Raw genomic sequence first — 25899 nt, 5'->3', positions numbered from 1 at the left:
AATATTTCACAAGCAGAATAAAATGTTACAAAGCGTTACAGACTAACCCCGTAGCCCTAACACATCCTGCATATCAAACGCTCCAGCACCACTAGTGGACAAATATCGCGCTGCACGTAATGCACCTTGCGCAAAGGTCATACGACTGGATGCCTTATGTGTAATCTCAACACGCTCACCTATACCCGCGAACATCACCGTATGATCACCCACGATGTCACCGCCACGTACGGTTGCAAAACCAATAGTAGAAGGGTCACGTTCACCCGTTACACCTTCACGACCATACACCGCGCACTCACTCAAATCACGCCCCAGCGCCTCAGCAACCACTTCGCCCATACGCAATGCTGTACCTGAAGGCGCATCAACTTTATGACGATGATGCGCTTCCACTACTTCAATGTCATAACCTTCATTCAATACTTTGGCAGCAATTTCCAGCAACTTGAACGTGAGATTGACGCCCACACTCATGTTCGGGGCAAACACAACACCGATATCTTTACCTGCGTCGGCAATCTGCTGTTTTTGTTCGGCACTGAAGCCTGTCGTACCAATAATGATATTAACCCCCAGCTCGCGGCACAGTGCCAGATGCGCCAAGGTACCTTCAGGACGAGTAAAGTCTATCAATGCATCTGCACCACGCAGTGTAGTGGCCATATCATCCGTTATTAATACACCGTCCATCAGCGCCGCAGGACGACCAACATTAGGGCTACCCACACGTTCCAGCGCACCATATAACACGCAATCTGGCGCACTATTTACCGCCTCTATCAACACCTGACCCATACGACCTGCACTGCCCGCAATAACAATTCTTAACCGATTAGGCATTTATTTCGCCCCCGCTGCCGCAGGTAGATCTTTTTTCTCATCTGCTTTCACAGGCTGAACCGCAGCATCAACTGGTTTTACCGCTTCCACAGGTTTATCTACAGGCGTTTCACCCATGTGTTTATCAATACTCTCGAGCGCATCATCCTTGAAAATCAACACCACGCGACGCTGTTCGGTGAGCTTGCCATCTTTACGATAAGTATAAATATAGTCCCAACGGTTCGCATGAAACACATCAGACACCAGAGGTGTGCCCATAATAAATTTGACTTGAGTATGAGTCATCCCCAATTTCAACTTATCAACCATAGATTCATCAACATAATTACCTTGCTGAATATCAATTTTGTAAGGTGAAAAGGTCTGAGCATTGATTTTAGGCATGGACGGCAAATGGCTACAGCCTGCCAAACCAACTACAAATAAACTGGAAATAATGAGTACGCGCATAACGGGCATTTGCAAAGTCATATAAAGGCTCTATGATAGCTTAAATCAATTACCAGCAACACGCCCTATTTCAGCACGCTGCCATTTTGATAAATACATAAACTCTCTGCATCCCCCATCCCGCCACACCAATCCACGCAGTATCAAAATCTTTACACTATTTTTATATGTTTGCGCTCACAATCCGCCTAAGTACACAGGCAGAGCACTTAACCTTGCGCAGGAAAGATGGCTATGAGCATGGATATACCAAAATCAAACTTAAGCACCCACCTTCTGAATATCCGTAATTCACCGGCAGGCTATGGCTGGGCCATCATAGGATGCATCGTCACGACGATCATTGCCACGCCGTTAAGCCAATATTTGGATCTAGTCAATATTGTCATGCTATTTCTCTTGACCGTATTATTGATAGCTGCACGCTTCAGTCGTGGCCCAGCCATTCTGGCTGCATTTCTCAGCGTTGCGCTATTCGATTTTTTCTTTGTCCCACCGCGTTTTACCTTTGCCGTCAACGATGCGCAATATCTGGTGACATTTGCAGTTATGCTCACCGTCGCACTGATTACCGGACAATTAACTACTGGATTACGCCGACAAGCACAGCTGAGTGCCATACAAGCACAACAAACCCGCGACCTTTATGACATGTCCAGTGCACTGGCGGGTGTCATCAAGGTTGAACAAGTCGCAACCATACTGCAGCGTTTCCTGTTAACGGGCTTCAAACTGAATGCCGTACTGTTACTACCCGATGCTGCAGAACAACTGCAACCGATTAACCACGACGACAAACATCTCAGGATAGATCAGCGTTTCGCGCTGATTGCCTATGAGCAAGGGCAGGTTATTGAAGACAGCATATTATCGGGCGAAGGACATGGCGCCAGTTACTTCCCTTTACAAGCACCCATGAAAACTCGCGGTGTGGTTGTTTTCATGCCTACCGATGACAGCAGTGCATTACAAGAACATCATGCCCTGTTATCTACCCTGTCATCATTAATTGCCATCGTCATCGAACGATTACATTACGTAACTGTGGCTTATGACACGCAACTGGAAATGACTTCAGAACGACTACGCAGCTCCATACTTTCCGCCCTGTCACATGACTTACGCACACCATTGACAGCATTAGCAGGCCTCGCTGAATCACTACCCCTCACCAGCACCACACTCCCGGCAGCCACCCTGGAATCTGCCGTCGCTATTCATGAGCAGGCATTACGTTTAAACAATCTGCTGGAAAACCTGCTGGATATGGCACGCCTGCACGCAGGCCGTGTCACCTTACGCAAGGAATGGCAATTACTGGAAGAAGTCATCGGTTCCAGCATCAAATTACTCGAACATAGCCTGCAGCAGCATACCCTGCAGATCAATCTGGAAAAAAACCTGCCTCTGCTGGAATATGATGCTGTCCTGCTGGAACGCGTTTTCTGCAATTTGCTGGAAAACGCTGCAAAATATGCCCCAGTCGGCACAGTCATTACCATCAGTGCCAAGATCAACACAGACTCTGTTGAAATCTCTGTTGCCGATCAGGGGCCCGGTTTCGAACAACAGCAATCTCTAGTCCGTTTTGAGATGTTTGCACGTGGCACCCACGAATCTTCGATACCTGGCGTGGGGTTAGGTCTGGCCATCTGCCATGCCATCATCCAGGCACATCACGGCAGCCTTACTATCGCCAACCTGCCTGCAGGCGGCGCCATTGTCACCTTCACCCTCCCCAGAGGCAACCCGCCAATAATTGAAGAAGAGCCCGACTACCATGAAGGAGCGGCCATAAAATGACGACACTCGCCCCGCATGTCATAGTAGTAGAAGACGAAAAGCAAATCCGCAGATTTGTCCGCACTGCGCTGGAAGCAGAAGGCTGCCAGGTATATGAGGCAGAAACAGGCAGACAAGGTTTAATAGAAGCCGGTACACGCAAGCCCGACCTGATCATCCTTGATTTAGGACTGCCCGATCTTGACGGCGTTAACTTCATCCACGACTTCCGCAGCTGGTCTACTGCACCTGTTTTGATATTGTCTGCCCGCTCTTCAGAAAACGACAAGATCATCGCGCTGGACGCAGGTGCGGATGATTACCTGACCAAGCCGTTCGGTGTCGGCGAACTGCTGGCACGAGTACGCGCGCTGTTGCGGCGGCGTCACCCAGTCACAGCAAGTAACATCATTCATTTTGGCAACAATCAGATTAACCTGGCCGAACGCATCGTCACTCACAACCACGAGCCTGTGCACCTTACCCAAATTGAATACCGACTGCTCACGCAACTAGTCAGCAATACCAGCAAGGTGCTCACCCATCGTTATTTATTACGCGAAGTCTGGGGACCAGCTTTTATCGAGAGCAATCATTATCTGCGCATCTACATCGGGCATCTGCGCCAGAAGCTGGAAGACAACCCGACCCAGCCTGAACACATATTAACGGAAACCGGCGTAGGTTACCGTTTTCAGCTTTAACCTGTCATCAACTCAGAGGAAACTCATGATGGAAAACATGCAACATCCCAAAAAAATCGCACCGCTCGCGCTCGCCGCACTAGGTGTCGTTTATGGCGACATTGGCACCAGTCCGCTTTATACATTAAGTACAATCTTTACAGGTGGATTAGCCCCCGTGCCGCTAAACCCGGAAAATATACTTGGCATCCTGTCCTTAATTTTCTGGTCACTTATGATCGTCGTTTCGTTCAAATATGTCGTTTTCATCATGCGTGCAGATAACCGAGGTGAAGGCGGTATCATGGCGCTACTGGCACTGGCTTTGCAGCATCTCGACAAGAACAGCAAGCAGCGCAATACCATCATGCTATTAGGTATATTTGGCGCAGCGCTATTTTACGGCGATGGTGTTATCACGCCAGCCATCTCCGTGCTGTCTGCTGTCGAAGGGCTACAAGTTGCCAGTCCCGCACTGCATAACTACATCATTCCTGTCACTATTGCAGTGCTGTTCGGATTATTTATGTTTCAGCGCCGAGGCACTGCCAGCGTAGGTGCATTATTTGGTCCTGTCATGCTGATCTGGTTTGGTACTCTCGCTTCATTGGGCGTAATTAACATCCTGAGCGAAGTGTCAGTCATGAATGCGCTGAATCCTCTACACGGCATCAGGTTTCTCATCAATTCCCCATGGATAGGTTTTCTCGCCCTTGGTGGTGTAGTACTGGCAGTAACTGGGGCAGAAACGCTCTATGCTGACATGGGTCACTTTGGCAGACGTCCGGTACAACTGGCATGGTTTATCCTCGTGCTCCCGGCCTTGTTGCTTAATTATTTTGGTCAGGGCGCATTATTGATACACACACCCAAAGCCATAGAAAATCCTTTTTATCTGCTTGCCCCGAATTGGGCACTCTATCCGCTCATCATGCTGGCAACCGTTGCAACTGTCATCGCATCACAAGCCGTCATTTCGGGTGCATTTTCCATCACCCGCCAAGCCATGCAGTTAGGCTATGCCCCACGCATGAGCACGCAGCAGACGTCGGAGCAAGAGTATGGGCAGATTTATCTGCCAGGTATCAACTGGGCGCTATTCATTGCTGTAGTCGCGCTGGTTATAGGTTTTCACAGCTCCAGCAATCTGGGTTCCGCTTATGGCATAGCCGTCACGGGAACGATGGCGATCACCTCCATCCTCGCCTTTATCGTCGTGCGCAAAATCTGGGGATGGGGCTGGATCAAGGGTGGATTACTGATTGCCGCCCTGCTCTCCGTAGACCTGGCTTTTTTTAGTGCAAACATCATCAAAATAGAAGAAGGCGGCTGGTTCCCACTGGCGTTTGCTTCCGGTGTATTTTTGTTAATGACCACATGGAAACGCGGAAGACAATTATTGCGTGATCGCATGCAGCAAAATGCATTAACACTGGTTCCATTCATTGCCGCCATACAACCAGACTCAGTGACTCGGGTAGCCGGTAGCGCAATCTTCTTGACTGCCAACCCCAATGATGTGCCACACGCGCTGCTGCACAATTTAAAACACAACAAGGTATTGCATGAACACGTCGTCATCCTGTCGGTAAACATGCTCGACATTCCCTATGTTGCAAATGAAGAACGGCTGGAATTCGAAGCCTTATCGAATAATTTTTATCGAGTCATCATCAATTTCGGCTTTAAGGATGAACCGGATATCCCCAAGGCAATTGCTATGACGCATCAGTTTGGACTGATACTGGATCCTATGGAAACCTCCTATTTCCTTGGACGTGAGACCCTGATACCAAAAACAGGGACTGCCATGCCCTTGTGGCGAGAAAAACTGTTTGTAACCATGTATCGCAATGCCAGCAGCGCAGTGACATTTTTCAATATTCCACCAAATTGCGTAGTCGAAATGGGGACTCAAGTCGTTTTATAATCAGTAAACGGGCTGAATTAACCATTTCAGCCCGTCATCACATCGTCAATGAAACTTCGTCAGGTAACGAGTGTTTGCAAAATCAGATAAAGCCTCTATGATAGTGGGTATCATTTACCAGCAACACGCCCCATATGAGCGCACCCTCTGATTTAAAGAATATAGGCTTAAAAGCGACACTGCCTCGTTTAAAAGTGCTGGAGCTATTTGAAAATAGTGCTAAACGCCACCTGACTGCCGAAGACATCTATCGCATGCTGATTGCCGAAGAAATCGACATTGGGCTGGCTACTGTTTATCGCGTACTTACTCAGTTTGAACAAGCTGGCTTATTACTGCGCCATCATTTCGACAGTGACAAAGCCGTATACGAACTCAATGCCGAAGAGCACCACGACCATCTGGTTTGTATGCAGTGCGGTCTGGTTGAAGAATTCTTCGATGAAGAAATCGAACGTCGCCAAAAAAACATCGCTGCCGAACGCGGATTTACCATCCACGAGCACTCCCTTCATTTATATGTAGATTGCAATAAAAATCCATGCCCACATCGCAAAACCAAATAATTCAACTCTATGGCATTCCTAACTGCACCACTGTAAAAAAAGCTCGCGTCTGGCTGGAGCAGCACCAAATTGCTTACCAGTTCCATGACTTCAAAAAAACGGGAGCCAGCATCGAACAACTGAGCGCTTGGGCACAACAGGCGGGTTGGGAAAAGCTGCTGAACCGGCAAGGTACAACCTGGCGCCAGCTGGATGAGGAGACCAAAGCCAGTGTTATTGATGCTGCCAGTGCAATTGACTTAATGCACAGCAAAACCAGCAGTATTAAACGTCCCGTACTGATGTCAGGCACCACTCTGCTGGTAGGATTTAACGAAACCGAATATTCTCAATTAGCCAAATAATATGAACGACACACTCAAACTCACCCAAGATCTCATCATTCGCCAATCCAGCACACCAGACGACGCGGGTTGCCAAACCCTGATGCAAGACCGCCTCGCCCCGCTCGGTTTTAAATTTGAATACATCAATTCCAATGGTGTGACCAATCTGTGGGCACGGCGCGGCACGACTGCACCTTTACTATGTTTCGCAGGCCACACCGACGTAGTACCAACTGGCCCAATTGATAAATGGGTATCTGACCCTTTCACCCCGACTATCCGTGACGGTCAGTTGTACGGGCGTGGCGCTGCGGACATGAAAGCCTCGCTGGCTGCCTTTGTTACTTCTATCGAAGGCTTTGTCGTCCAACACCCTGACCACAAGGGTTCCATCGCATTGCTCATCACTTCCGATGAAGAAGGTGTAGCTACCGACGGCACTATCAAAGTTGTAGAAGCACTCGCTGCACGTGGTGAAAAAATAGATTGCTGTATCGTCGGTGAACCGACTTGCGTCTCACAACTAGGCGACACGATCAAAAACGGCAGACGCGGCTCACTGTCCGGCAAGCTCACCGTGAAAGGCATCCAGGGTCATATCGCTTACCCGCACTTGGTACGTAACCCTATCCATCAGGCCGCACCGGCAATCGCCGAACTAGCCGCAACAGTATGGGATGAAGGCAATGAGTACTTTCCGCCAACCAGCTGGCAAATCTCCAATATACACGGCGGCACAGGCGCGACCAACGTCGTGCCCGGCACAGTAGAAATCAAATTCAACTTCCGCCACTCCACCGCCAGCACCAAAGAAGACTTGAAATCACGCGTTCACGCCATACTCGACAAGCACGGTCTGGAATACGATCTGGATTGGGAAAACTCAGGCAAACCCTACCTGACACCACGCGGCAGCCTGGTCGCTGCCATCGGTGCTGCGATTAAAACAGTGACAGGTCTGGATACCGAACTGTCCACCACAGGTGGCACATCTGACGGACGTTTTATCGCCGACATCGCCGAACAGGTGGTCGAATTTGGCCCGATCAACGCCAGCATCCACAAACTCAACGAACACGTCGCTGTCGCCGATTTAGACCCGCTACGTGCCATTTACCAAACCACACTGGAACACATACTCGCCAAATGAAGACTAACTACTTCCTCGATACCGATGCCCTCATTACCGTACGCGACTGGCTGCGTTTCGGCATCAGCCGCATGAATGAAGCTGGACTGCATTTTGGCCACGGCACCACAAACGCGCTGGACGAAGCCGCCTATCTGATATTGCATACCCTGCACTTGCCGATAGACCAGCTGGAACCATTTTTAGATGCCTGCCTCACCGAAGTCGAACGTGAAGACATACTCAATGTGTTTGACCAGCGCGTAAACAAGCGCACCCCCGCCGCCTACCTCACGCACGAGGCCTGGCTGGGTGAATACAGCTTTTACGTCGATGAACGCGTGCTGATTCCACGCTCATTCATCGCCAACCTGCTACGCGAACGTCTGGAACCATGGGTAGCTGACGCCGACTGTGTAACCAGCGCACTGGATTTATGCACGGGCTCAGGTTGCCTGGCGATACTTATGGCTGAAGCATTTCCTAACGCCGACATCGACGCCGCAGACATCTCCACCGATGCGCTGGAAGTCGCAAAACGTAACGTCAGTGATTACGGACTGGAAGAACAAATTCGCCTGGTGCAATCAGATTTATACAGCACATTAGAGGGTCAGCAATACGACGTCATCATCACCAACCCACCATACGTCAACGCCCCCAGCATGGACGAGCTTCCTGCTGAATATCAGGCGGAACCTGTATTAGCATTAGCCAGCGGCGAAGATGGACTGGATCACATCCGCACCATCCTGCAACACGCCGCAACCCATCTCTACCCCAAAGGCCTGCTCATCGCCGAAATTGGCCACAACCGCGAAGAGCTTGAAGCCGCCTATCCCAACCTGCCATTCACCTGGCTGGAAACAGATGGTAGTGATGAGTTTGTATTTATATTGAGCAAGGAACAGCTAGGCGCATTGTAGGTTGCATAATCTGTGGGATGAGGGTGTAGCAAACCCTCATCGTCCTCCTTCGAGAGATCGCCAAGCTAGCGATTCAGCCTTTATCAATGTCGAGCCACCGTCTAAAGTCTCATCAAATATATAAACAAACATCCGCTTTAGCTGCCAATGGAAGAAAACTTGCTGCCCCGACCCATTCAGATACTTCTGGCACAAAATCCGACTTGTCGTATCCAAATAAATCTACCGTCATCTGACATGCAACCATTTTCACCTCGGCTTCAATACAGGCAGAACGTAGCTCTTCAATACTAGCAACACCTTTCTGTTTTAGGTTACTGTTAAACATCGATTTGGCCATTAACTCAAATCCTGGGACATTGCCTTTTATTGCATTAGGAATTTTCCAGTCAATTCCACGAAACCATTCTGGCCCTATAGGCATTTTCATGGGCATAGCTGGGTTCCCCAGGGGCGATACACCTAACTGCAAATCCTTCTTCAATAACTCCAAGCCATAGAAACTAAAAAAGATAGACACTTCCCAGCCAAGTGCTGATGCAGTAGATGCCAGGATAAAGGGTGGGTATGCCCAATCCAATGTGCCTTTAGTTGCAATCAGTGCCATGGTATTGGCTTTCGTTTCCGCACGTATATTTGTTTCCTTTTCAAACTCTTCTTTAAACCACAGGTTGAACCTTTCTCGTTCAAACTGATCAGTTTCATTCACGATCGCTAATGATGTTCTGTTCATAAAATATGCACCTTCCTATTAAATTTCGCCAAAACCAAATCCTGACTGGCAGAGTCATCATCATCTACTATTCGCGTTAAGTTGATAATTACTTATATAATTGATTCACTTTCTTCATTTCGTTAATAATATGCTGGTTGAGAACATCAATGATCTGGTTGTTTTTGTCGCTGTTGTGAAAGCCGGGAGTTTGTCCGCAGCAGGACGAGAACTTGGCTTCTCCAGTGCTGTAGTCAGCAAGCGGTTACAACGTTTAGAGGAGCAATTAGGTGTTCGACTACTTAGTCGCTCGACAAGAAAACTGTGCATAACAGAGGAAGGCAGTCGTTATCACGACTATTGTGTGCGGGTACTGGCCGAGCTTGATGAAGCTGAAACGCTAATAACGAGTGGGCATAGCCAGCCTAAAGGAACCTTACGCGTCACCGTTCCAGCTGCATTCGGACGTTTGCATATTGCACCCCTAGTTCCTGAGTTTCTCAAACGCTACCCAGAGCTGCGTTTATCTCTACATTTATCCGACGCTAAAGTTGATATTATTGAAGAGGGATATGATGTCGCAGTCCGAATTGGCGATATGAAAGATTCCAATTTGGTGGCCAGACATCTCGGCATAGATCGACGCAAAGTTGTTGCGACACATTCTTATCTTAAGAAATTCGGCAATCCCAAAACACCTGATGACCTGATTAATCACAATGCGCTGCTATTTGCTAACCCAGCACCTTTAGATCAATGGCAATTCATTGATGTAAATAGGAAAATACACAGTATCAAAATGACTGGCAATTTTGAAACAAATAATTGTGATGCATTAAGAGCTGCTATCTATGCTGATGCAGGTATCGCATTGCGACCCTTGTGGGATGTATGGAAAGACATCGAAGCAGGAACTTTACAAGTATTACTCCCAGAATATACCCATCCTTCATACAATATACAGGCCGTATACCCAAGCAGACGATACTTATCACGGAAAGTGAGAGCGTTTATTGATCTGCTTTGCGAATCTTTTGGCGATACACCTTATTGGGATTTTCCCTAAACACGTTTCGCATACAACCAAAACATTTCCTCATCATCACCCGGGCGTGCGCCCTGCCATAGCAATTGCCACTCAGAAGAAAGCGAAGGTTTCTGTGCTGGCCAACCATCGATGATCAGGACATTACACTGCGCCTGAGGATTTAGCTCAAGACGCTGTGTGAGTATACCCAGATAATACTCCAGCATCGGTCGCGTTGACTCACCTAACCCCTGGCTGGCAATGCAGCCGTGTTGTACGGGTATATGCGGCTGCATGGCAATATACACACTGCGATAACTTTTAGCGTTATCTACCCACGGCATCCATAGCATGCTGAACAACACCCAGAACAACGTTATCCCTAACGCTAAACTCATGACAGCGCGACTGAGCAGACGTGGCAACCAGTACCAGCTGACAAAGTAAATGACTGTCGCTGCTATCGCCATGCCGATAGCATAGGGATGAACAGGCATGACGTAATCCATCGGCAAGCCCTTGGTAAGCGCATGCCACGCTGGGGGGTGGCCGGCAAACACCATCATTAACCAGACATACCAGCTAATCAGTGCTAACGGTGTAAATAGCAAACGCGCGAAATAATCAGTGTAACGATTAAGCTGGGCAGGTAGCGTAGTTATCGCGGGGATTGCGAGCAACGTGAGGCTGACCAGCATAGGCAAGCCATACGCGGTGCGGGCTGATGCGGAGACTTGCATGACTACCAGATAAACGATGAAACCGACGAGACCAAATTGCAACGGCGCACTTTGATGTAACTGATGACGTTGTCGCCATAAACTGATCAATGCAAGTGGCAGCACGGGGAAAGCGAACCAGGGTAAAGTCTTCGCCCAGAACCAGCGGGTGTTACCAGCGCCCAGCTGCGGCACGGAAAAACCGAGGAAACGTCCTACATTGTTAAGCCAGAACCACACATAAAATTGCTCGGGTGAGCGCAAATACAGTGCAACAGGCCAGATCAGCAGCCAAGGCAGGGCCACGATGCAACCAATGATCAAGGTGTGTAAATATTCACGCCGTCGCCAATTACTAAAGAGCACAGGCAATAGCAGCGCTATTACGCCTATCGCTCCGGGTACGAGCAGACCTTTAGACAGGAATCCCACTCCTGTACCTACCCCCAACCACCATCCTGCCCAACGTGGACGACTGAGACTGAGAGCGAAACCATAACTGGCAATGGCAAAACCTGTAAGCATAGGCACATCGGTAATCATGATGTGACTCTCGAACAGCAGACCAAAGCTGGCGATAAGTGCTAATACCGCATAACGACCATTACCAACACCCCACCACTGACGACTGGCGAGTGCGGTGAACCATAGGGTCAATGCTGTAAATAATCCGGATGCCAAGCGTGCGCCATCATGTAACGGCAGCCATTTTTGCAGCATGAATGCCAGACCTGCCGCTACCCAATCAAACAGCGGTGGCTTTTCCAGAAATGGCTCGCCTGCATTTTGCGGCAACACCCAGTCACCCGTTTGCAGCATGTGGTAGACCATGCCGAAAATGTAGGTTTCGTCCTGCTTCCACGGATCATGGCCGATTAAGCCGAACAGCACATAGACAGCTGCAAGCGCGATGACGAACGGCAAGGGAATACGCATTTAAGCCTGCAGTGCAAGCGTACCCGAACGACCGGGAATCTCACCCTGGATCACACGCTGTTTGGGAAGTTGAGCAATATCGAGTGCAGCATAATAATCAGCCAGACTGACTAACTGGTAACCCTGCTGTTTCCAGCCACTGAGCAGCTCATCAAATACAGGAGCAAGCTTCTGCCCTTCAAGCTCTGCATGCAAGGTGTAAACATGTCCATATTCATTCTCGCTGGCAGTCATGTCCAAAATCGCCTGTGCGACGTTATGCGTATCTATGCCATCTGTGCCGATAATTTCATCCAGCGTGGGCAAAGTCGTTGGCAATTGCACGCAACTGGTTGCGCCATTTGCAAGCACGGGAATAAATGGGTGTGTGCCACGAGCATCTGAACAATATTGCATGCCCCACGTTTGTTCCTGCAAATAAGCACTGTCATTCATCTGCCAGCCTGCCGCACAATGCGTGCTTGGAGGATGACCGAAAACCGCAACATATTGTTGATAAGCCTTGCCCATCTCCGCTTGCGTCCACGCTGGCGTTTGGCTGGCTACGTTATCTTGCCATTTGACGTGGTCATATGTATGAATGCCAGTTTCAAAGCCCGCAGCAGCAACGTCACGCATGATAGGTGCGCATTTCCGACCGATATGTGGGCCGGGCAACAGCGTGCCGTACAGCAAGGTTTTGAGACCGTAATGTTCCAGCACCGAAGTACGTGAAACTTTTTTCATAAATCCTGGGCGTAAGGCACGACGTACAGCGCGACCCGTGTGGTCTGGCCCGAGACTAAATAGGAAAGTTGCGCCAGCCTGATGTTGCAGCAGCATATTGACGAGTTGAGGAACACCTTCACGCGTGCCACGGTAAGTATCGACGTCGATTTTAAGGGCAATTAGGCGCATAGATTATGATGAAACTGAGGAAGAGAGCAGTACGGATAAATCATTATCCGTACTGTAGAACAATTTTTAATCCATCAACGCACGAGCAGCGCCGACTTGATCACGATAAGCTTCAAATACGTGCTCCAAAGCTTGCGCCATGGTGTACTCAGGCTTCCAGTCCAAGTCCTTCATGGTATTGTCGATTTTAGGCACGCGGTTCTGCACGTCCTGATAACCTTTACCATAATAGGCATCGGAGGTAGTTTCAACGATATTCACATTAGCGGCACTGGTACTGTACTCAGGATATTTTTTCGCCAACTCCAGCATCATCGTCGCTAATTCACGAATAGAATGATTGTTGGTCGGGTTGCCAATATTGTAAATTTGACCTGATGCAACGCCATCCTTGTTATCGATTATTTTCATCATTGCACTGATACCATCATTGATATCGGTGAAAGCACGTTTCTGCGCACCACCATCGACCAGTTTGATGTTCTCACCGCGTACGATATGACCGAGGAACTGGCTGATTACGCGTGAGCTACCTTCTTTAGTGGTGTAAATACTGTCCAAGCCTGGGCCTATCCAGTTGAACGGACGGAACAGGGTGAAATCGAGTTCACCTTTCATGCCATACGCCCAGATAACGCGGTCCATCAATTGTTTGGAGCAAGAGTAAATCCAGCGCGGCTTGTTGATAGGGCCTAACACTAATTCTGAATTCTCAGGATCGAATTGCTCATCATGGCACATGCCGTAAACTTCAGAAGTCGACGGGAACAACAAACGTTTATGGTATTTCACGCATTGACGCACGATAGGCAAATTAGCCTCAAAGTCCAGTTCAAACACGCGCAATGGATCGCTGACGTAGGTTGAAGGCGTAGCAATCGCAACCAATGGGATAATCACGTCACATTTTTTGACGTGATACTCTATCCATTCTTTGTTGATGGTGATATCACCCTCAAAAAAGTGAAAACGGGGGTGATCCATAAATTCGGTCACTTTATCTTTCATCATGTCCATGCCATAGACTTCCCAGTCTGTGGTTGCCAAAATGCGCTTGGACAAATGATGACCGATGAAACCGTTTACACCTAAAATGAGGATTTTTTTCATGAAAGTCTCTTGGTTAAGTTATTGAATCTAATCTAAAGTGTGCTGACTTGTGCCAAATATCGTTAAATATTCCGATGGCAGAACAGGCTTGCCCGCATATTCCAGCGCGAACAATTGCAACGTTCCACCACCTGCACAATGCACATAACAGCCGCTATTATCGCAAAAAAACACAGACTTGGCATGGTTGTTTACTTGTTGATTAACCACACGACTACGTAACAAACGTAATTCCTTACCATCCAGCGTGGTATAAGTACCGGGATAAGGTGGTGCCACTGCACGTATCAGATTATGTATCTGTGTTGCTGACAAAGACCAGTCTATACGACCATGTTCAGGACGACGACCGCCAAAATATCCACCCAATGATAAATCCTGTGACCGCGATGCAGCTGTGCCATTGATAAGTTGCGGCAATGCACGATGCAAGGTAATTTCGGCTGCACACGTCACCTTGCGGAATACATCGCCCGCAGTATCATCCTGCAAAATAGGCACAGCGGTTTGATCAACGATATGCCCAGCATCCGGCTTCACCGTCATATAGTGCAAAGTCGCTCCCGTTTGCGTTTCACCATGAATAATCGCCCAGTTCACCGGCACACGCCCGCGATAATATGGCAATAACGAACCATGCATATTCAACGCACCACGTCTGGGAATTTCCAGCAGCGGCGCTTTAAGCATCAGCTTGTAGTAAAACGAAAAGAAGAAATCAGGTGCAAGCGCAGCAATTTGCGCGACGACAGCATCCGTATTCGGGTCATCAGGTGTAATCGTTGGGATGCCGTGGCGCGCAGCCAGTTCAGCCACACTATCAAACCAGATTAAGTCCCCTGCGGCGTCCTCATGTGTCACCACCAGCGCAACATCAACGCCCGCATCCAGCAAGACAGATAAACAGCGTACGCCTACATCATGATAGGCAAAAACGACAGCGCGCGTAGTTGACTTGGTATTCAAGGGTGTTGCAGTCATCATTAAACTCTCATACAAATTATTTATTATGAATTTTGATCAGTGATTTTGCCTGAATTTTTGCAAGCGTTCTTCGGTAGCCGGGTGCGAGGCAAAATAATCCATGACTACCGATTTATCATGGCTATGTTTGGCTATTAACACATCACACTGCAGTTTTCTTGCTGCCAGCTGTTCTTTGGTAAGCACACTCAGGTCGGTCGAAACACGAACCCCACGATCTTCAGCCAATAATGCATCACAGTGCGTTTCGTAAGTGACACGTTCCATCAAATCAATAAACACATGACGATCGATGTGATGTGCATCCAGATATTCTAATGCGTTCTGATCCGCTTCGCGCTCAAAATCGCGAGAATATGACATCGTGGTCAAAAACACAGGCAAGGCCGCCAACGCGCTGGATACCGCTGACAAATCACCTGTCAGCATCGATACAAAAAAGCTTAATGACGAACCTTGTATCGCTGCACGCAATCCATGACGATATTTCACATGGCCAAGCTCATGCGCCAATACTGCAACCAGCTCATCATCATTGTGCGCAAGTTTAACCATTTCATCGGTAAATACGATACTGCCATCAGGCAGTGCAAATGCATTGGGACCAATATCACCGCCTGCACGAAAATACACACGCGCATGCAACGCCGCATTCTCTTGCAATGCAGGCTGAAAATGTTTGAGTATGCGCGCCTGCGTCGCTTTATCAAGCTGCGTCGGTGCCAAATGCGTTTTATCTAGTAATGCCAGTGTTTGCGTTGCGGCGGTATTCATGATGCTAGCTGGCAATTGATAGGCTATTGCCTTGCTGGCAGCAGGCAAACCATATTTCACCCCTGCCCAGGACAGACTGACCACGATAATCAGCGTCAGCATTACAAAGTAACTATGCGATTCGAGCTGATGCGCCAGCGTGTTAAAACGCGAAGGTTTATGCAGCTTTAGTAAAACATCTACCTGTGCATTATCCTGCGTTTCAAATTTCTCACCCGCCGAGAAATAGATGAAACGAGATGTATTGCCCAGGCGTGAAGATATTTTGATCTCAGCAACAGGTTGTTGATGCAGCAAGCTGCCATCAGCCATATTAATAACAGTACACAACGCTGCATTATCGACACGTAATTCAGCCGCAACTCGCGCCGATGTTTTGCCATCAAACCAGTAGCCCTGCAATACTGTCATTACTGTATGCACAAATCAGAGACCAATATCAATATCAAAAATGTCATGCACACCCTCACCAAGTGAACCTGACATCTCCTGTTCAACCGCAACGAAACCAGCCAAGTCACCCGTCACTACCAAGGTTGTATGAGCAGCCTTATAAGCAGCCGTGCGCACCTTCGCAAAAGGGATAAACAAACCCAGAGTCAACAATATACCAAGCGTATTTGTAAGCAACAGCATGGCATAAGAACCCGTCTTCCAGTTAGACTCAAACCGATGTGGTGCCAGTTGCGTATTGTTGTAATGAATATTCGTTTTAGACACCATATAGTACGCGCCCACCGACAAATAAAACGCGACATACGCAATTGCAGCTGGAATCATAATAGTCGGTGAAGGTTTACCTATGATCAGACCTGATGCCATTTTGAAGTAAATCACCACCGTCCCGCCAAACAATAGCACCCCGCCTATCAATATCAGCAGCAACTTGTAATAAGCTTTGACACTCACATCAAAGGTGAACGGTGAACCACCATATAAATGATTGGACGTTATATAGCTGGTCTGTTTTTTCCATGAAAACGGCAGCAACAAGCCTAACGACAATAATCCCAACAGCGGCCAGCCAATAAAGGCCTTGACTGCTCCACCGATACTGCCGGCAAATCGGAAATTAATATTACGATAACTGGAATGGCGTGCGTTAAACCTTAATGAATTAACCACTACCCAAGGAATTAACAGAAACAATGACAAACCCATAATCGCGGCCACGACAGGCGAAAGTTTTACAGCAACCGAATAAGCAATATAAAACACAACCGCGATAATACGACCTTTCAGTATTTTTAATGGCGATGCCGTATATTCAAAGCTGACACCATCCAGCAAGGTATTGCCATAAAAATACTGTTTGTTACGCACCTTGGCCCAGGCCGAATATATTCCAAGCGTCACAATATTCAACAGGATATTAACTATCCAGATTTTGAAATACTCAAAACCCTTACCGGTAAATTTAAAGGGAGTGCGATGCACTCCCTCATTTTTTCTACCTGCGCTGGTAAATATCATAGCGGGCGGCTGAGTCGCAACTGGAATAGTTGATGCGGCTTTGGCCTCACGTTTACTCACAATCACACCAATACTCGCCAGACGGGCAATATATTTGACTGCGGTATCCAGATCCACCCCAGCCTTCAACACTACCTGTTTAGCCTGGAATATCCGCTCAACCTTATCGACATCCAGTTTAAACAACTGCGCAAATGCGGATTTAACCTGAACTGCATCCCGCCCTTCTGCCACGCCTTCAAGCAGTACATCGTACTTTTCATTCGACATCAGTTGCTCCCCTCTATGATTTTTATATATTTTTTAACACTATGCCACACTACCTCATACTTCGTCATTCCCCAATATCGTTTGTATCAAATAACGCGGACGTTGTCGTACTTGCTGATAAATACGCCCCACGTATTCACCCAGCAAACCGATACCGAACAGCATTACACCCATCAGAAAAAACAGAATAGCAAACAGCGTGAACACGCCATCTACTTCAGGACCGATAAAGATGCGACGCAAAGCCAGATAAACCACAAAAAACGCTGACAATATCGACAGACCCACGCCTATCAACGAGAACATTTGCAAGGGCACCAACGAGAAGCCCGTGACCAGATCAAAGTTCAAACGTATCAGCTGATACAAAGAATATTTGGATTCACCCGCAGCACGTTCTTCATGCGCGACTTCCACTTCCCCTGGATGACGCGCATAAGTGTAGGCTAACGCTGGAATGAAAGTATTAACTTCCTTGCTGTGATTGATGGCATGAATAATGTCACGACTGTACGCGCGTAACATGCAGCCCTGATCTGACATCACCACGTGAGTAATGCGTTCGCGCAAACGATTCATCGCCCAAGACGCGTGCCTGCGCCAGGACACATCTTGACGTTGCTGGCGCACACCGCCAACATAATCGTAACCCTCATCCATTTTGGACAGTAATTTGCGTATTTCTTCTGGCGGGTTTTGCAAATCCGCATCCAGCGTCACGATGCGCTCACCTCGGCAATGCTCAAATCCAGACAATATCGCCATGTGCTGACCAAAATTACCCGCCAGCAATATCACGCGGGTAACGTCAGGGCGACGACCATATTGCTCACGCAAAATCGCAGCAGAACGGTCACGACTACCGTCGTTAATAAAGATAACTTCATAACTTGTGTTGAGCGCATCCAGTGCAGGATAAAGACGATCAAACAGCACTTGCAAACCCAGTTCTTCGTTATAAACAGGGATGACGACAGATAATTGTGGATTGCTCAAGATAATACCTCGGTTAAAACAGTGCTAATACTGGCACATACACGATCCACATCAGCAGTGGTCATGGTCGGGAATAAAGGCAGCGTGACAATACCCGCGCCCACATGTTCGGCATGCGGGAACTGTCCCGCCTGGTAACCCAAGCCGCGATACAGCTGGAACAAGTGGATAGGTGGATAATGCACACCAATGGCGATACCCTGCGCTTTCATGCGCGCAATAAATTCGCCACGGCTAATACTCATGTTGTCCAACGGCAGAACTACCTGGAACATGTGCCAGTTGCTATTAGCCAAATCAGCTACAGGCAGCTCACAACCGAGCGCACGATCAAACTTCTCGAAATAATGTCGTGCTAACGCACGCCGACTCTCGGTGAACTCGGTTAAGTGCGGCAATTGACCCAGACCAATCACAGCAGCAATATCGGTGAGATTAAATTTCCCCCCAGCCACATCGACTTCCATCGTGCCATCAGCAGCGCGAACCACCCCTTGCAACCGCAGTTTTTCACAGAGCGGTGCGAGCGCTGGATCTGGCAATACCAGACAGCCTCCTTCGCCAGTGGTTAAATTCTTATTGGCATGAAAACTAAAGCACACCAGATCACCAAAACTGCCAATTGCGCGACCATTCCAGCTGGCACCAAACGATTGAGCGGCGTCTTCGATCACGCGCAATTGATGTTGTTGGGCAAGAGCGTAGAGCGCATCCCTGTCAACTGGCAAACCCGCCAGATCCACCGCAATAATTGCACGCGTGCGTGGCGTGATGGCAGCGCTGATTTGAGCCAGATCAATATTGCGAGTAACAGGGTCAATATCGACAAAAACTGGCTTGGCACCCGCCAGCACGATAACATTGGCCGTCGCTACCCAGGACAGCGGCGTGGTAATGATTTCATCACCGGCCTGGATGCCTATCAAATCCAGCGCAATTTCCAGTGCCGCCGTGCCCGAATTCAGACTGCGTACTGTACGTCCGTCCATCATGGCTGATAATTGCGCTTCAAACGCTTGCACTTTCGGACCACTAGTCAGCCAGCCTGAACGCAACACATCACTCACCGCCGCAATAGTCGCCTCGTCTATAGTGGGGCGGGTAAAAGGGATAAATTCCATTAACTTCTCGTAATCAAAAATACGCCAAAAATAATCACAGCAATGCCCGCCATGCGCTCTATGCTTACCGCTTCGCCAAACAGCCACCAGGCCGCCAGCGCATTAACAATATAGCCAAATGACAACATCGGATACGCTACGCTGACCTCAACGCGTGATAACGCCATAATCCAAATCACTACGCTAATCACATAGCAGGCAAGCCCGCCGATAATATGGGGCTCTGTCGCCAACTTCCAGCCTATAGGCAAAATATTCTCGGCACTGTAAGCAAATGTACCTATGCTGTTGGTGCCAGCTTTAAGCAACAATTGCGCGACAGCATTAATCATCACGCCTGACAATATCAATAACCAGCTAATCGCGCTCATGGTGTCACCACCACTACGCGTCGTGTATCACGTGCTATTTCACGCATGGGTAATCCTTCATCTTTAAATTGTTGATAAGTCACAGGCGACATCACCGCCAGCGCATAAGGCTGCTTGCGCCAGACCTGTTTGAACGTGGCAATTTCCGCTATCCATTTGTTCGGTTCTTGCGCTATGCCAAATTCCATTTCATCAGGATGTGCCACTAGCGTCATGGTACGGTCTAAATATGGCGGCAAAGTTTGCTCATACATCGCCACACTGTAAAACGGCACACCCGGTTTAAGGTAGGGTTTAACTTGCTGGGCAATAGCATAAGCGCCACTCGCGGGTGAGAGTGCGTTATAGCCCAGATAAATCGCCTGCCCCATGAGCAAACCAGCAACACTCAACACTGTCACCGCGCTTACTATCTTTTCACGACGAGCCAGCATGATAGCGATAATACTGCCCAGTAACCAACATGCGGCAGCTGCCTGTATCCAGGGTACAAAATTCGCAAATAGCACTGCAGGCACTTCACTGCTCGCCCCTTTCAACGCCATCGGTGCGGCAAACCATACTGCGATAGAAATCGGTATCATCACACTGGTTTGCCATGCGAATACCTTGCCCGACATTTTGCTGATTTGTTCACCCATCAACAAAGCTAAAGCAGGAAATATCGGCACGATATAAGGCACTAGTTTGGAATGTGAAGTAGAAAAAAACACAAAAATAAATACTATCCACACTATCAGCATACGATTGGCCTGAAATGCCTTACTGTCTGCCACATTGCGAGTCCAGCCATGTTTCAATGCAGACAGCATAGGCATCAGCCAGGGCAATATGCCAACGATGACCACGGGAATAAACGTATACCAGGGATGCACACGGCCAGCGATAGGCGTTAAATAGCGCAACACGTGCTCATGGATAAAGAAAAACCAGAGAAATTCAGGGTTGGCCTGCGACACCAGCACAAACCAGGGCAGCGTAATCGCTGAGAAAATTAACAAGCCAGCAACAATATGCAAACGTGACCACAATGCCCAGTCACGCTGTATCAGCGTGTAGATTATCAATACCGCACCAGGAATCGCTACGCCGATTAAACCCTTGCTCAACATCGACAAACCCATCCCCACCCAGCACACATACATCCACCAGCGATTTTCCGTCGATGTCGCTTGTGGCCGTTGCGCCAGCAAGATTGCCGCCAGACTCAGGTTCATGAAAAAACTCACACCCATGTCGAGGATATTAATATGGCCAATAGCGAAATACAGGAAACTGCTCGCCAGCACCATCGCGGCCATATAGCCTGCGCGCTGCCCATACAGACGCATGCCTGTGTAATACGCCAGCAACAGACCTAGAAATCCCGTCAACGCGGCCCACAGACGCGCAGTCCAATGATGTTCGCCAAACAGGGTATAAGCAGTTGCCGTCGCCCAGTATTGCAGTGCAGGCTTTTCAAAATACTTGAGGTCATTCAGGCGTGGCGTAGTCCAATCCCCCGTCGCTACCATTTCACGTGGAATTTCAGCATAGCGCCCCTCGTCAGGACGAACCAACGTGTTGTGATCAAGTGTGGCGAACCACAACACTGCGGTGAGCGCCAACATCAGCCACAGTAAGAATTTGGGTAAGGCAGATTGAGTATTCAAAACGAGAAAACCAAATTAAATGAATTCTGGATTATAGCAAAGTATGCAAGTCAACACGGTCACACCCAACCACGCGCGCTCAATTCATCCTTGATATAGGCATAATATATCGGTGCGGCAATCACGCCGACGATGCCGAATATCGACTCCATCAGCAACATCGCCAGCAACAACTCCCAGGCACGCGCATGAATTTGACTGCCGACTATGCGCGCATTAAGAAAATACTCCAGCTTATGAATCAGGATTAGAAACACCAACGAGCCTATTGCAATATCGATGGATTGACTAAGGCTGACTATTACGATGACTGTATTCGACATCAGATTACCGATCACAGGAATCAAGCCCACCACAAAAGTAATGGCGATCATGGTTTTGGTCAGCGGCAAATGCACACCCATCACCGGCAAGACAATCACCAGATAAATGGCAGTAAAAACAGCATTAATACTCGCAATACGCACTTGCGCAAAAACGATACGCCTGAAAGCCGTACTAAGCCGTACTGCCCGCTCTGCCATGGCACGAGCCAGTGGTTTATATTTATGAGTTGGCACCATATCACGCACCGCCAAAATGCCACCAATGATCATACCCACTAATATATGTGCAGCAAGTCGTGCAATTTCTTTACCCGCCAACTGCAGTTCGGCAGCATGGGTACGTAACCAGGCCGTAACTGACACGCGCAGCGTCTCCGCATCAGCTGGTAAATAACTCAGCAACCATGCAGGAGACATTTCCCGCGAGCCTTCGATGATTTCTGCCATCTTATCAAATAGCAATGTCAGTCCGGCAGCATCCGAACGTAGAAAAGTCACCAGGCCGATACCCGCCAAAGTCAGCAAACTGATAATCGTAAATGCCAACAAACCCAAGGCAATGAATTTTGACCGCTGCCCAGGCAGATGTTTTGCTACATGCGGAGAAATAATGTGGACCAACTCGAATACCAGCAAACCAGCCAGTAATGCGGGTAGTAAATGGAAAATCAATATAAAAATCAGCAGTACAGCAGAACATACCCAGGCAACAATTTCTGTCGTTGTAGGGCGTTTATTTAAATTATCCATCAACATTCCATTTGGCAATTGACAAGCAAGGCAGCAATAGATAGATTCTAGCAGTAGTCACCCCCATTTGAACTTAACTTTTTAGGAGATACACATGGCTGTTTTAGTTTGTAAGCAAGCACCTGACTTTACCGCAACTGCAGTAATGGGCAATAACGAAATTAAAGACATCACTTTTTCTGAATTTACCAAAGGCAAATACGCGGTCATCTTCTTCTACCCACTCGACTTCACTTTCGTATGCCCATCAGAATTGATCGCTTTTGATCACCGTCTGGCTGAATTTTCTGCGCGTGGCGTTGAAGTGCTGGGTATATCGATTGATTCACAATTCACCCACCTGGCATGGAAAAACACCCCAATCAACAACGGCGGTATTGGTCAAGTTAAATACACATTAGTAGCAGACATCAAACACGAAATCGCTAAAGCCTACGACGTAGAACTGGACGGCGGCGTGGCATTGCGCGGTTCATTCCTGATCGACCGTAGTGGTGTTGTGCGTCATCAAGTGGTGAACGACTTGCCACTAGGCCGCAACATTGATGAAATGCTGCGCGTGATCGACGCACTGCAATTCACCGAAGAGCATGGCGAAGTCTGCCCAGCTGGCTGGAAAAAAGGCGATGCAGGTATGGGTGCATCAACTGAAGGCGTAGCGAAATATCTGGCTGAAAACGCTGACAAACTGTAATTAATTTACAGCCAAAAAAAGCACGATGCCTTAATACGCATCGTGCTTTTTTTACGTCCGCATCAGATCAATAAACCTCACGCGTCTCCAGGAATTTCACATCAGGGAAACGTTCCTGCGTCATACTCAAATTCACTCGATTAGGTGCAAGATAAACATATTGGTCTGCGCCATCCAGTGCGACGTTGAAACCATACTTATCAACTAGCTGTTTTAGATCAGGCTCAGAGCCACGCAACCAGCGTGCCGTAGCAAACTCACAACCTTCAAACAGCACATCGACGCCGTATTCAAACTGCAAACGATGTGCAACTACGTCAAACTGCAACGTACCCACCGCACCCAATATCAAATCATTTGATGAAATCGGACGGAATAGCTGGGTTGCACCTTCTTCGGCCAGCTGTTGCAAACCTTTTTGCAGTTGTTTCATTTTCAGCGGGTTTTTAATTCGCGCTTTGCGGAAGAACTCCGGTGCAAATGAAGGTATGCCGGTAAATTTCAGGTTTTCGTTTTCGGTGAATGTGTCGCCCAGACGTATCGTGCCATGGTTAGGAATCCCGATGATGTCACCTGCATAGGCTTCATCCGCAGTATTACGGTCTTGCGCCATAAAGGTAATGGCGTTATTGACCGCCATAAATTTACCTGACGAAATCTGCTTGATCTTCATTCCCCGATCAAAACGCCCGGAACATACCCGCAGAAACGCGATACGGTCACGGTGTTTAGGATCCATATTGGCTTGTATCTTGAATACAAAACCCGAGAATTTCGCTTCGGCAGGTGCTACCAGACGACTCTCCGTTACACGCGCCAAAGGTTCGGGCGACAAATCAACCACTGCATCCAGCATCATTTGCACACCGAAGTTATTAACCGCAGAACCAAATAACACTGGCGTCTGTTTACCTGCCAGATAAGCCGCCGAATCAAACGTATGCGATGCACCGCGTACCAGTTCGATATCTACACGCAACTCATCCGCCTGTTCCTTGCCGATAAATTCATTCAATCGCGGATTATCCAGCCCCTGTATGATTTCGCTGGTGCCTTTGTCCGCTTGCGGATCGAATACCAGCACGGTGTCGTTATACAAATGATACACGCCGCGGAAACGCTTACCCATGCCAATAGGCCAAGTCATCGGCGCGCATTGCATACCCAGCACCGATTCGATTTCGTCCAGTAATTCAATAGGCTCACGACCCTCACGGTCTAGCTTGTTGATGAAGGTAATAATAGGCGTATCACGCATGCGGCAGACATTCAGCAACTTGATCGTCTGTGCCTCCACACCATTGACTGAATCAATCACCATGATCGCAGAGTCAACCGCAGTCAGCGTTCTATAGGTATCTTCAGAGAAATCCTCGTGCCCCGGCGTGTCCAGCAGATTGATAATATGGTCGCGGTAAGGGAACTGCATCACCGATGACGTCACCGAAATTCCGCGCTGCTTCTCCAGCTCCATCCAGTCCGAAGTCGCGTGACGGCTAGCCTTACGCGCCCGCACTTCACCCGCCACCTGTATCGCGCCACCAAACCAGAGCAGTTTTTCAGTCAGCGTAGTTTTACCCGCATCAGGGTGAGAAATAATCGCAAAAGTGCGACGACGGTGAATTTCGGATTCTATGGACATGGTGCAAATTGAGATAACAGCAAAGGCGCAATTATATCTTATTGCAGACAAGGAACAGACTGAAAAAATTAGCCAGCATCCCTCATCAAGGCAAACTGACGCAAAACGTCACATCCCGCCATGTTGCGCTCACTTAAACCAACCAGCAACATACCACAGCACTTTAACCAAAAACAGAATGTTTAATTTAATTATATGATTTATATATAATTTATAAAAAAAATTACAGCAAATTGAAATTGGCACAGCGATTGCATATTAGTTTGCAAACGGCTCTATTGACGTTTTGTAAAATTCAACTACATACTTAGGAGAAACACCATGAACAAAATGCAAAAAGGTTTTACCTTGATCGAATTGATGATTGTTGTTGCGATTATCGGTATTTTGGCTGCAATCGCGATTCCGTCATACAATAACTACACGAAAAAAGCTAAATTTACTGAAGTTGTTCAAGCAACTGCTGCAGCTAAAACTGGTGTTGAAATGTGTGCAAATGATTTGAACACATTGACAGGCTGTTCAGGCGGTAGCAATGGTGTTCCGCAAAATATTACAACAGCAACTAAATACCTAGCTTCGCTTACTACTACAAATGGCATAATCAAAGCTACTGCCACTTTAACTGGTGGTCTTGCGGGTGAAACTTACATTCTAAACCCTTCTTATACTGCAGCTACTGCCACAACGGATGCATCACCTATTACATGGGCTACTGATCCTACAAGTACTTGTCTAACAGCTAGCATTTGCAAATAATAATATTCAACTTTGAAACTAAAAAAGGAGCTCTCTCGAGCTCCTTTT

At 48.0% G+C, this 25899-nt stretch carries 25 protein-coding genes; 10 read left to right on the top strand and 15 right to left on the bottom strand.

Annotated features, from left to right (window positions below; genetic code table 11):
* Positions 1 to 42: 42 nt before the first annotated feature.
* Both dapB and SFSGTM_RS04605 read right to left on the bottom strand, forming a co-directional pair.
* Positions 43 to 843 carry a 4-hydroxy-tetrahydrodipicolinate reductase gene (dapB, locus tag SFSGTM_RS04610; RefSeq protein WP_162084149.1) on the bottom strand — a complete coding sequence of 267 codons (801 nt, stop codon included), beginning with the start codon at positions 841 to 843 and terminating at the stop codon, positions 43 to 45.
* A complete protein-coding gene (locus tag SFSGTM_RS04605; protein WP_232526045.1) occupies positions 844 to 1317 on the bottom strand; it encodes an outer membrane protein assembly factor BamE in 474 nt (157 codons plus the stop codon).
* A 213-nt stretch (positions 1318 to 1530) separates the two neighbouring features.
* On the opposite strand from SFSGTM_RS04605, the gene SFSGTM_RS04600 reads away from it, so the two are divergent.
* The 7 genes from SFSGTM_RS04600 to prmB all read left to right on the top strand — a co-directional run bounded on the left by SFSGTM_RS04600 (position 1531) and on the right by prmB (position 8638).
* Positions 1531 to 3099, top strand: coding sequence for a DUF4118 domain-containing protein (locus SFSGTM_RS04600; RefSeq protein ID WP_162084148.1), 1569 nt, complete (start codon positions 1531 to 1533; stop codon positions 3097 to 3099).
* Complete coding sequence (kdpE, locus tag SFSGTM_RS04595; RefSeq protein ID WP_162084147.1) at positions 3096 to 3782, top strand: two-component system response regulator KdpE; 687 nt, start codon at positions 3096 to 3098, stop codon at positions 3780 to 3782. Before SFSGTM_RS04600 ends, kdpE begins: the two co-directional genes overlap by 4 nt.
* 28 nt (positions 3783 to 3810) lie before the next feature.
* Positions 3811 to 5691, top strand: a complete 1881-nt coding sequence (locus SFSGTM_RS04590) for a potassium transporter Kup (RefSeq protein WP_162086206.1) — start codon at positions 3811 to 3813, stop codon at positions 5689 to 5691.
* Between the two features lie 134 nt (positions 5692 to 5825).
* Positions 5826 to 6257, top strand: a complete 432-nt coding sequence (fur, locus tag SFSGTM_RS04585) for a ferric iron uptake transcriptional regulator (protein WP_162084146.1) — start codon at positions 5826 to 5828, stop codon at positions 6255 to 6257.
* Entirely contained in the window at positions 6233 to 6601 is a 369-nt protein-coding gene (locus SFSGTM_RS04580) for an ArsC family reductase (RefSeq protein ID WP_162084145.1), read from the top strand. The genes fur and SFSGTM_RS04580 overlap by 25 nt, the downstream gene beginning before the upstream one ends.
* Position 6602: 1 nt before the next feature.
* The gene (gene dapE / locus SFSGTM_RS04575; RefSeq protein WP_162084144.1) at positions 6603 to 7733 is read left to right on the top strand and encodes a succinyl-diaminopimelate desuccinylase; all 1131 of its coding nucleotides are present in this window, start codon (positions 6603 to 6605) and stop codon (positions 7731 to 7733) included.
* Positions 7730 to 8638 carry a 50S ribosomal protein L3 N(5)-glutamine methyltransferase gene (gene prmB, locus SFSGTM_RS04570; protein WP_162084143.1) on the top strand — a complete coding sequence of 303 codons (909 nt, stop codon included), beginning with the start codon at positions 7730 to 7732 and terminating at the stop codon, positions 8636 to 8638. The genes dapE and prmB overlap by 4 nt, the downstream gene beginning before the upstream one ends.
* Positions 8639 to 8750: 112 nt before the next feature.
* On the opposite strand, the gene dsrE2 is transcribed toward prmB, so the two are convergent.
* Positions 8751 to 9371 (bottom strand): sulfur carrier protein DsrE2, encoded by a 621-nt coding sequence (dsrE2, locus tag SFSGTM_RS04565; protein WP_162084142.1) that lies wholly within the window; start codon positions 9369 to 9371, stop codon positions 8751 to 8753.
* Between the two features lie 130 nt (positions 9372 to 9501).
* Here dsrE2 and SFSGTM_RS04560 point away from each other — a divergent pair, with 130 nt between their 5' ends.
* The gene (locus SFSGTM_RS04560; RefSeq protein WP_162084141.1) at positions 9502 to 10416 is read left to right on the top strand and encodes a LysR family transcriptional regulator; all 915 of its coding nucleotides are present in this window, start codon (positions 9502 to 9504) and stop codon (positions 10414 to 10416) included.
* Here the strand turns inward: SFSGTM_RS04560 and SFSGTM_RS04555 are convergent.
* From SFSGTM_RS04555 to SFSGTM_RS04505, 11 genes are all read right to left on the bottom strand, one after another.
* Positions 10413 to 12032, bottom strand: coding sequence for an ArnT family glycosyltransferase (locus SFSGTM_RS04555; protein WP_162084140.1), 1620 nt, complete (start codon positions 12030 to 12032; stop codon positions 10413 to 10415). The genes SFSGTM_RS04560 and SFSGTM_RS04555 overlap by 4 nt on opposite strands.
* The gene (locus SFSGTM_RS04550; protein ID WP_162084139.1) at positions 12033 to 12929 is read right to left on the bottom strand and encodes a polysaccharide deacetylase family protein; all 897 of its coding nucleotides are present in this window, start codon (positions 12927 to 12929) and stop codon (positions 12033 to 12035) included.
* Positions 12930 to 12995: 66 nt separating this feature from the next.
* The gene (locus SFSGTM_RS04545) at positions 12996 to 14039 is read right to left on the bottom strand and encodes a bifunctional UDP-4-keto-pentose/UDP-xylose synthase (protein WP_162084138.1); all 1044 of its coding nucleotides are present in this window, start codon (positions 14037 to 14039) and stop codon (positions 12996 to 12998) included.
* Positions 14040 to 14066: 27 nt separating this feature from the next.
* Positions 14067 to 15023, bottom strand: a complete 957-nt coding sequence (locus SFSGTM_RS04540; protein WP_232526044.1) for a formyltransferase — start codon at positions 15021 to 15023, stop codon at positions 14067 to 14069.
* A 36-nt stretch (positions 15024 to 15059) separates the two neighbouring features.
* Positions 15060 to 16208: a M48 family metallopeptidase gene (locus SFSGTM_RS04535; RefSeq protein ID WP_162084137.1), complete on the bottom strand. Its 1149-nt coding sequence runs from the start codon at positions 16206 to 16208 to the stop codon at positions 15060 to 15062.
* Between the two features lie 15 nt (positions 16209 to 16223).
* Positions 16224 to 17540: a YjgN family protein gene (locus tag SFSGTM_RS04530; protein WP_162084136.1), complete on the bottom strand. Its 1317-nt coding sequence runs from the start codon at positions 17538 to 17540 to the stop codon at positions 16224 to 16226.
* Positions 17541 to 17594: 54 nt separating this feature from the next.
* Complete coding sequence (locus SFSGTM_RS04525) at positions 17595 to 18536, bottom strand: glycosyltransferase (RefSeq protein WP_162084135.1); 942 nt, start codon at positions 18534 to 18536, stop codon at positions 17595 to 17597.
* Positions 18533 to 19657 carry a DegT/DnrJ/EryC1/StrS family aminotransferase gene (locus SFSGTM_RS04520; RefSeq protein WP_162084134.1) on the bottom strand — a complete coding sequence of 375 codons (1125 nt, stop codon included), beginning with the start codon at positions 19655 to 19657 and terminating at the stop codon, positions 18533 to 18535. Before SFSGTM_RS04520 ends, SFSGTM_RS04525 begins: the two co-directional genes overlap by 4 nt.
* A complete protein-coding gene (locus tag SFSGTM_RS04515) occupies positions 19657 to 20028 on the bottom strand; it encodes an SMR family transporter (protein ID WP_162084133.1) in 372 nt (123 codons plus the stop codon). The genes SFSGTM_RS04520 and SFSGTM_RS04515 overlap by 1 nt, the downstream gene beginning before the upstream one ends.
* Entirely contained in the window at positions 20025 to 21680 is a 1656-nt protein-coding gene (locus SFSGTM_RS04510) for an ArnT family glycosyltransferase (RefSeq protein WP_232526043.1), read from the bottom strand. The genes SFSGTM_RS04515 and SFSGTM_RS04510 overlap by 4 nt, the downstream gene beginning before the upstream one ends.
* Before the next feature lie 59 nt (positions 21681 to 21739).
* A complete protein-coding gene (locus SFSGTM_RS04505; RefSeq protein ID WP_174237394.1) occupies positions 21740 to 22756 on the bottom strand; it encodes an AI-2E family transporter in 1017 nt (338 codons plus the stop codon).
* Positions 22757 to 22850: 94 nt separating this feature from the next.
* On the opposite strand from SFSGTM_RS04505, the gene SFSGTM_RS04500 reads away from it, so the two are divergent.
* Positions 22851 to 23450 (top strand): peroxiredoxin, encoded by a 600-nt coding sequence (locus tag SFSGTM_RS04500; protein WP_162084131.1) that lies wholly within the window; start codon positions 22851 to 22853, stop codon positions 23448 to 23450.
* Between the two features lie 67 nt (positions 23451 to 23517).
* On the opposite strand, the gene SFSGTM_RS04495 is transcribed toward SFSGTM_RS04500, so the two are convergent.
* Positions 23518 to 25092: a peptide chain release factor 3 gene (locus tag SFSGTM_RS04495; RefSeq protein ID WP_162084130.1), complete on the bottom strand. Its 1575-nt coding sequence runs from the start codon at positions 25090 to 25092 to the stop codon at positions 23518 to 23520.
* Positions 25093 to 25413: 321 nt separating this feature from the next.
* Between SFSGTM_RS04495 and SFSGTM_RS04490 the strand changes: the two genes are divergently transcribed.
* Positions 25414 to 25851 carry a pilin gene (locus SFSGTM_RS04490; protein ID WP_162084129.1) on the top strand — a complete coding sequence of 146 codons (438 nt, stop codon included), beginning with the start codon at positions 25414 to 25416 and terminating at the stop codon, positions 25849 to 25851.
* The last annotated feature ends 48 nt before the right edge of the window (positions 25852 to 25899 follow it).

This window comes from Sulfuriferula nivalis (assembly GCF_009937995.1).
In the GTDB taxonomy this organism is placed as follows: domain Bacteria; phylum Pseudomonadota; class Gammaproteobacteria; order Burkholderiales; family Sulfuriferulaceae; genus Sulfuriferula; species Sulfuriferula nivalis.
The sequence above is the reverse complement of the archived record's forward strand: the minus strand, read 5'-3'. Positions and strand labels throughout refer to the sequence as shown.